This window comes from Pseudomonas sp. SDT291_1_S447 (assembly GCF_054070155.1).
Genome location: NZ_JBSVXS010000064.1, coordinates 23810 through 31478, shown reverse-complemented (window position 1 = coordinate 31478; position 7669 = coordinate 23810). Strand labels below are relative to the sequence as shown.

Here is a 7669-nt window from a genome sequence, read left to right as displayed (position 1 = left end):
ACCGGCCTGTCACGCCGGGGGTCGCGGGTTCGAGTCCCGTCCGCTGCGCCATATTCGGTAATCTGGAACACTGAACGCCAGATCACCACAGAAAGCCCGCCTTGTGCGGGCTTTTTGCTGTCTGGGATTTGGGTATTTTTCGCGACCCATAACTATGTAGTGCCTGCCGGTTCCGTCGCTTTCGGACAATGAGCAATGTTCTTCATGACGCTTTTACGTCATAGAGCCAGCCAATTGCCCGACGAGAGCCAATCCAATGCCAAATCTTGCTGAAACTTCTGCCGCCGATGACGGCCAAGCGCTGTCGTTCCTGTCATCCAGTCCAGCCTTTCTTTCCAGCGATGACGCCGCTGCCTGCCTGCACGGCCTGTTGAAGGCCCCGCGAAACGGCGAATTCAACGGGTTCATTCTGAAAACCGTTGATGCACGATTCATTTGCGCAGAGCGTATAGATGCGCCGATGGCCGACGACAAGAACCAGCAGAGCGACGCAACCACCGGGCAACATGGCATACCCGGTGTAGTCGTCAGCGCGTCGGGGGAGCTGATTGTCCCGAGCGGACTCACCCTTGAGGCGAGTTTTCACGCCCGTCCGGTGAAAGCGCAAGGTGCCGATGAGGCCACAACCGAATGGATTCAGCGTAATCGTTTCTTCGCAATCTCGGATTTGTCGGAAGTGATGAATACGCACCGAAAATTCGCGAAATGCTATCTATCCGCGCGTAATGGAGGGCTGCTGTCATACACATCGAAAAACTCGTCGTTTGAACAGGAGCTTTCGCCGCGACTTACCAGGAAAAGTAACGGTCAGCCTCGACGATTCGAGGAGTTGTATGAAGATGGTTCGATTCCAAGCAGCCTGTGGATCTTGCTGACGTTGGCCGCCGGAACAACAACGGTCGTCGTAACCGGTGATCTCTGGCGGCACCGCGGCCACCTCAACGCCAGCTGGAGGACGGATATCCTGCAAGTACAGCCGGCAAACTCAGCAATGCCGATCTTCGGGCCGATCTTTCGGGATGCCAAGGATGTCGCGCTTTATCTGCATACCAAATTACCTGAGTCGACGGCAGCGCAGCCAAATGTCGGCTTCATCCTCAAACATAATGTCAGTGATTTTTTTATCCTGACCGAACCGGTTTCCAGCCCTTACGCCAGCTTCGACCGGGCACTACTGTTTCCCAGGGATCAGCACGGCAATCCATTGATCCCCCGCGAATTTCGTGTGCATGGCATTTACCATTCGATTCAGCCATTACCATCGGCACGTCTGGCTCCGAGCGAAGTGGACCTTCAGCAGAATTTCTTCTCTGCAGCGGACCTCAAGGTCAGTCTGGACCATGTAATCATGGCGCCTCATCAACGTGTTTTCGCCATCACCTGCGATGGGGCGGTGCTACGTTTCGCCAAGCCGGTCATGCCCAAGGTCCGCGCGCTGCTTGTCGAACTGGCGCAAGGCCTTGAGCAGAAGTTGATCACTGGCGGGATCACGCCAACGATATTTGTCGACAAAGTTGCCGACGCCGGGATCCTCAGTGTTCTGTTCCCGAGCAAGACCTGGCCCACCATGGGAAGGATCACGGCATCGACCAGTATTGTTGCCCGCACGCACCATACGGATCATTCGCTGTTGCGTTGATGGCGATAGTCGCTAATTGCCTCGTACACCGCTTTGCGCAGCCGGTTGATGCCGCCGATCGGGCGATGCGCCTCAACGCCAAACCAAGGATTGAACGACAGGTTGTCGCATTGCAGATTCAGCGCCGGATCATCGAAATCCTGCGGCGGCAGCGTGATTCGCGCTACGGTTTCGAAAGGCGAATCCTGCTCACGCCATTCGATGCTGGTGTCTTCGATCGGCATGTATTTATTGGCATCCTGGCGCTGGATTTGCAGCATAAAACAGGCCGGTACCCGATCCGTCGACAACTGCTGATTCAGCGCGCTGCGCAGGAAGTTCGGCAGGTCGTGGTTCTGTTTGGGCAATGTGTAAGCGGGGCAATTGTCCGGATCGGGTGCTACACGAAACTTTGCATTCGCGTCGCCGAATTTGTAGGGCGAAACCGAAAAGTATGTAGTCGCCGTCGGGCTGTCCGGCGGCGGCGACAATGTTGCCAGGGCAATAAACAAATGACGGATCTGCCAGCTGCGCGGGTCCCATCCGGGGAAAAACGCCATGACCTTCTTGCCGTCAGCCTGCGCTGCCACATTCTGACGATACTCGGCGACATCACTGACAAAGAAGTTCGGATGGCTGAACATCACGAAATCCTGTTCATGCGCTGCCTGACGGTTGTCGAGCAACTGTTTTCCCGAAACGTCCAGCAGTTTGATCGCCATGCCCCTGGCGTCGCGGATGCTGTCGAACTGTGGGTAGGCATTGCCATTGGACAGGCGAATCATTGCCTGCCAGGTTTTGCCTGGCTCACTGAATACGCCCTGGCGCAGCGACTGCGCCAGTTCCGGCAGAACCTGCACCTGAGCCTTGACGCAGCCGTGCGCCTTGGCATGTGCGTCGCGCAGATACCGTGTGCTTTCGCGATGTTGATCGACGATGCGCACGGCAGTCTGAATCACGTCCTGAGTCATCGCGGCTTCACCGGGCGGAATCTGCTCCAGCGTCGAAACCGGGCCGCGGTGCTGCCAGGCAAACCATGCCGTGGCAGTGGCCCAGCCGAGGAGGCTGATGACGACCATTATCAGCAGGACTTTGCCAAGCAGGCGTCCAAGCCACAACCAGACTCTGGCCAACAGCGGCAGTTCTTTCTTGAAGGCCGAGATCATGGCAGTTGCGCCTCCAGTGGGCCGCCGAGAACTTTCAGGTACTCAAGCAACGCCCAGCGTTCTTCGGGCTGCAGCAGCCGGCCAATCACGCCGTTGCTGCGTTCGCCAGCGCGGAATTCATGGCCGCTGTTGTGGTTGCCAGTGATGCGCGTGTCGAACAGGAAACCATTGGTAAAGGCCTCGCTTCGATAACCCAGATGTCGCGGATCGTATTCGAAGCTGCCCTTGAAAAAGGTCGTGACGCGTTCATCCTGCGGCGACAGCAACTGATAGATGCTCGGCACCGAACCGTTGTGCAGAAACGGCGCGGTGGCCCAGACACCGGCCAGCGGGCGGGCCTTGTAAGCGACTTTTTCACGCACACCGATCGGCAGGCCGAAACCGTCCAGCTGTGGTTTCTCCTGTGGCGTGACGTTGGCTTCGCGGTAGGCGCGATCCTCGACGAAGGCGGTGACGTAAGCCAGGCCTTTGGCCACTGACAACTGGCTCAGATCCAGTGGCTCCTTGGGCGTGGGATGCAGTTTGACGTCCATTTTTTCAAGTTCTTTCAGATCCCACTGCAGGGATGTCAAATCGAAACGATGGCTGGCGATATTGTTCGCGGCGGTCGGGTCGGTGCCGATGACATCGACCGGCAGCATGTGCAAATGCTGCACCCAGCGCTGACCTTCCTGCGTCTGGCGCGGTACGTGACAACCGGCGCAATTCTCGGCAAACAGCGTGCGCCCCTTGGCTGCCATTGGTTTGTCGATGGCGCCAAGCAGCTCCTCTGGCCAAGCGGGCGGCTTGAGCTTTTGCAGGGTTTCTTCGATCTTGTGCAAATCACGCACGCGCACGCTGGAGGCATAGCGTGCAGTGCCTTGCAGCGGCTGGCCGTTGCCATCGAAAAAATTCAGGGTGGCGCCGACGCCTAACGCTTCGCCGATGTTGCGCGCCATCGGCTGCTGCGCCGAGCCGTTCCACTGCACCCAATCGAACGTCCACATGTCCCAGAGCTGCGGGTAATCCACCGGGGCATTGGCCACGCGGTAGTTGGCGGGGGAAATTGCATCGCCAAATGTCGCGTTGGCAATGCGTCCAAAAGCATCGGCGCGGCCGGGACCTTCTTCGGTCGGGTAGAGGCCGCGATGGGTATCGTTCCAGGCGACTTTAAGGAATGTGTTCAGTGAAGTTTTGAAGTCTTTGCGCAATTGCTCGTGGCGCGCGTCGTATTCGTCGCCCAGCACGGTTCTGGCAAAGCGTTCGAATTTCCATGGGTTGTAGTAAGTCGAGGTCAGACTTGCCACTAGAGCCTGTCCGAAACTTCCGCCGCGCAAAGTAGGAACACTGGAAGGCAACACATGTTGCGCGGTACCGCCGTCGATCCGTACGGCCTGGCCTTTGAAACGCAATTCGCCGGTGTGGCAAGCGGCGCAAGTGATGTCCAGATATTGCTCGGAGCTGCCGGGATTCTGGTGCCGGGCAAAACCGACGGGGAGGTTACCCGGATTGTTCGCCGTGGCTTTCTGCTGCGGATCAATCAGAAAACCGAAACGCGCGAGGTAATCGGGCGAGGCGAAACGTTGCGCCGAGAAGGGCAGTTCCAACGCCTGGAACCACTCATAGCGCAGGCCTTTGACCTGCGTACCCTGAGGCGTGAAATAGTAGGTTTGCCGGTCTTCGTCACTCCACTGATCGAGGTAATGCACCTGCTCGGCGGGGGTATAGAAAGGCAATTTCGGGTTGGCGACGTAATACAGCACCACTGCGAGCACGAGTCCCAGCAGCACGACGATCAGGGTCAGCACACGGAATAAAAGGCGCAAGATAAACATCCTTGTCGAATTGTTCCGCTGTTATGCCTGAGCCTGCACTATGCGGCAAGTGGCCATTACGCCAGATGATGCAGGAAGAAACGACGCTGATTGTCGGGACAAGATGACAGAAGCTTCATCGTCGCTTCGCGCCAATGCGTTTTAATCCCTGAACTTATCGGAAGTTTCCTGCTCTCATGCCGGTAGCCATTGGTCGTGGCGGCCTGATAAGCTCGCGGCTTTACTCGATTGCCCTTTCGGCGCATGAACAAGGAAATAGCATGAAACAGCATCGGTTGGCGGCGGCGGTTGCCCTGGTTAGCCTGGTCCTCGCGGGTTGTGATTCGCAGACCAGCGTAGAGCTGAAAACCCCGGCGCAAAAAGCTTCCTACGGTATCGGCCTGAACATGGGCAAGAGCCTGGCTCAGGAAGGCATGGATGATCTGGACTCCAAAGCGGTAGCCCAGGGCATCGAAGATGCCGTTGGCAAGAAAGAACAGAAGCTGAAAGATGAAGAACTGGTCGAAGCCTTCGCTGCACTGCAAAAGCGTGCTGAAGAGCGCATGGCCAAGATGAGCGAAGAGTCGGCAGCCGCCGGCAAGAAATTCCTCGAAGAAAACGGCAAGAAAGCCGGTGTGACTACCACCGCTTCGGGTCTGCAGTACGAAGTGGTCAAGAAAGCCGACGGCCCACAGCCTAAGCCGACTGACGTAGTGACTGTTCACTACACCGGCAAGCTGACCAACGGCACCGTATTCGACAGCTCCGTCGAGCGCGGCAGCCCGATCGATCTGCCGGTAAGCGGCGTGATCCCGGGTTGGGTTGAAGGTCTGCAACTGATGCACGTTGGCGAGAAGTACAAACTGTACATCCCTAGCGATCTGGCTTACGGCGCTCAGTCGCCAAGCCCGGCAATCCCGGCCAATTCGGTTCTGGTCTTCGACCTTGAACTGCTGGCCATCAAGGATCCAGCCAAAGAAGCTGCTGCTGCCAAGTAATTGGTAAAGGCTTCAACAACAACGCCTCGCTTATGCGGGGCGTTGTTGCATCTGGAGTCTGGCAAGGGTAAACAGAGCGAACCGATGCCGGTCGCGAGAGTCATAGCCATTGAGGCTGCCCGCGCTAGCCGCCCTGAGCAGCCAAGTCAATGAAATATTGGGGTTTTTTATGTGAGTAAAAAACGCCCGATCTGAGCGCAGCCCTTATGAAACGGGGCTTTCAGCGCTGAAATGCAGCTCTGTTCACAAGGTTATCCACAATTTGTGTGGATAACATTTCAACGGGAGGAATAGATGAAAGCTCCGTGGAATTTCGCTCGATTCCTGCCCCTGGCCGGTCGCCTGCTGGCACGCGGCCGCTTGCCGACCTTATTGTTTGCGGTCGCCAGCAAAGGCGCCGCGCAAGGCAATCGCCTCGGTAAACTCAAGGACGACTTACGTTTACTCCAGGCGTTGTGCCTGGCCTATTGGCGCGGCGAGTATCGGGCCATCAGTGGCAAAGCATTGATTTCGGTCGTGGCGGGGTTGATGTACTTCCTTAGTCCGGTCGATGCGATTCCGGATTTCATTCCGGTGTTCGGCATGCTCGACGACATTGCCGTCCTCGCCTGGCTGATGAAAACCCTCGACGATGAACTCAATGCTTTTCGTCTTTGGCGCAACCGTCAGCAGCCGGAAAAACTCGCCGTCGTCGAACGCCTGCCGGATACCCCCGAACAACTGCAACTTCAGGGGCCGAAAAAAACCTGATTATCAATACCCTCGTACAGATAGATACCCCCCGCGACCTTGGCCGCTGTTAGGATTACACTTCTAGGGAAAAGTGCCGACTCGCTAAGTGTTGTTGTCCTACGGGGTAGTCATGGATATTCAGATAATTGCACGCGATGGCGAACCCGAATACGCGGTTCTGCCGTGGGCTCAGTATCAGGCTCTACTAAAAGCAGCAGGCATCAACGAAACACCGTCGCGTCCGGCAGTCACGCCGCTCGCGGCCACACCAGACCCGATTCTTCCAGGCCTGGATCAACTACGCAGTTTGCGCGAAGGGAAGGGCATCGCCATTGAGGCGCTGGCCCGCACGGTAGGCATCAGCCCGTCTTATCTGGCCATGATCGAAAGTGGCGAGCGTCAGCCTGACGCCGCGATTCGCCGCAGCCTGGCCTGGGAATTGACGGTGCCAGGGTGGAGGGATGAATCGTGAGCGTACGCATCAGTCGTCAACATTGGGACGGATTGCTCGGAGAACTGGATCAGGCGCGCCGTCAGCGCCATCTGCTGACTTATCGGGCCTTGCTCGAGCGGTTGCAATTGCCGACACCGGCCATGCAAACCTTGACTGCCGCGCTTGAGCATCTGGCCGCGCTGGATGCCAAGGCCGAACAACCGTTGCGCAGTTCACTGGTGATCAGCCAAGGTGCGAGTCGCCTGCCACGCACCGGTTTCTTTGAGTGCGTTGAACGTCTGGGACGTTTTTCAGGGCCGTCGGATGGTGTTGCTGCGGCCTCTTGGCATGCCTCGGAAGTTGTCCGCGTTTTTGAATACGAGTACCCGGAATCGGCGGAGGCCTGAGTGTTTTTACGACTCAAGGCGCGAGCCAGTTACTGGCTGGCCCGTAGGCTGTTTCACTGGTCGTGGTTTGTCCGCCAACCACGAGGCTGGCGCTGGCTCGAAGGTCAGTTTGCGCGCATGGCCAACCTTGGCGATGTCGGCGCGCAGAGCTTCTATGGGCACATCCTGACCTTTCGCGGTGTCGGCCTGGGCGCGCGTGAAGAAGGTGTGCGCCTGTTGCGGTTGGCGGCGCTCGCAGGCGATGGCAAAGCGGCTTATCAGGTCGGTGTGATCAGTCTGGCCGGGACGCTGGGTAAACTCCCGGACCCTGTCGAAGCCGCACGCTGGTGGGGGATGGCTGCCAAAGCCGGGCACCCGTTGGCTGAGCTCAAATTGAAAGAGTTGAGCGCTCGGGATTCAACGCAGTAAATCCATTTGTGTCCGTCCGGTAAACGCGGCGTGAGGTTTTCCTCACGCCGCGTTTGTGTTTTTGCGCATCTGTTTAGCTGCTGCTGATGCTTTACAGATAAGTCCTACAGTCAT

8 protein-coding genes are annotated in these 7669 nt (G+C 57.5%); 6 read left to right on the top strand and 2 right to left on the bottom strand.

Annotation, left to right across the window (positions count from 1 at the left end):
- The first annotated feature begins 256 nt into the window (after positions 1-256).
- The gene (locus ACW9IR_RS19035) at positions 257-1639 is read left to right on the top strand and encodes a hypothetical protein (RefSeq protein WP_457464646.1); all 1383 of its coding nucleotides are present in this window, start codon (positions 257-259) and stop codon (positions 1637-1639) included.
- Here ACW9IR_RS19035 and ACW9IR_RS19030 read toward each other — a convergent pair.
- Both ACW9IR_RS19030 and ACW9IR_RS19025 read right to left on the bottom strand, forming a co-directional pair.
- Positions 1621-2784 (bottom strand): catalase family protein, encoded by a 1164-nt coding sequence (locus tag ACW9IR_RS19030; protein ID WP_457464644.1) that lies wholly within the window; start codon positions 2782-2784, stop codon positions 1621-1623. The two genes, ACW9IR_RS19035 and ACW9IR_RS19030, sit on opposite strands and share 19 nt — an antisense overlap.
- On the bottom strand, positions 2781-4589 hold the full coding sequence (locus ACW9IR_RS19025) for a di-heme-cytochrome C peroxidase (protein WP_457464642.1): 1809 nt from the start codon (positions 4587-4589) through the stop codon (positions 2781-2783). The genes ACW9IR_RS19030 and ACW9IR_RS19025 overlap by 4 nt, the downstream gene beginning before the upstream one ends.
- A 269-nt stretch (positions 4590-4858) precedes the next feature.
- Here ACW9IR_RS19025 and ACW9IR_RS19020 point away from each other — a divergent pair, with 269 nt between their 5' ends.
- The 5 genes from ACW9IR_RS19020 to ACW9IR_RS19000 all read left to right on the top strand — a co-directional run bounded on the left by ACW9IR_RS19020 (position 4859) and on the right by ACW9IR_RS19000 (position 7555).
- Positions 4859-5575 (top strand): FKBP-type peptidyl-prolyl cis-trans isomerase, encoded by a 717-nt coding sequence (locus ACW9IR_RS19020; protein WP_007919751.1) that lies wholly within the window; start codon positions 4859-4861, stop codon positions 5573-5575.
- A 294-nt stretch (positions 5576-5869) separates the two neighbouring features.
- Positions 5870-6325 carry a YkvA family protein gene (locus tag ACW9IR_RS19015; protein WP_016987828.1) on the top strand — a complete coding sequence of 152 codons (456 nt, stop codon included), beginning with the start codon at positions 5870-5872 and terminating at the stop codon, positions 6323-6325.
- 112 nt (positions 6326-6437) lie between these two features.
- Positions 6438-6779: a helix-turn-helix domain-containing protein gene (locus ACW9IR_RS19010; RefSeq protein WP_095119981.1), complete on the top strand. Its 342-nt coding sequence runs from the start codon at positions 6438-6440 to the stop codon at positions 6777-6779.
- Positions 6776-7147, top strand: coding sequence for a hypothetical protein (locus ACW9IR_RS19005; protein WP_003223109.1), 372 nt, complete (start codon positions 6776-6778; stop codon positions 7145-7147). Before ACW9IR_RS19010 ends, ACW9IR_RS19005 begins: the two co-directional genes overlap by 4 nt.
- Positions 7148-7555, top strand: coding sequence for an SEL1-like repeat protein (locus ACW9IR_RS19000; RefSeq protein ID WP_007919747.1), 408 nt, complete (start codon positions 7148-7150; stop codon positions 7553-7555).
- The last annotated feature ends 114 nt before the right edge of the window (positions 7556-7669 follow it).

What these genes read in the sequence shown, in the direction of transcription:
- ACW9IR_RS19035 (WP_457464646.1), top strand. Translation starts at nt 257, where the DNA reads ATGCCAAATCTTGCTGAAACTTCTGCCGCCGATGACGGCCAAGCGCTG.
- ACW9IR_RS19030 (WP_457464644.1), bottom strand. Translation starts at nt 2,784, where the DNA reads ATGATCTCGGCCTTCAAGAAAGAACTGCCGCTGTTGGCCAGAGTCTGG.
- ACW9IR_RS19020 (WP_007919751.1), top strand. Translation starts at nt 4,859, where the DNA reads ATGAAACAGCATCGGTTGGCGGCGGCGGTTGCCCTGGTTAGCCTGGTC.
- ACW9IR_RS19015 (WP_016987828.1), top strand. Translation starts at nt 5,870, where the DNA reads ATGAAAGCTCCGTGGAATTTCGCTCGATTCCTGCCCCTGGCCGGTCGC.
- ACW9IR_RS19010 (WP_095119981.1), top strand. Translation starts at nt 6,438, where the DNA reads ATGGATATTCAGATAATTGCACGCGATGGCGAACCCGAATACGCGGTT.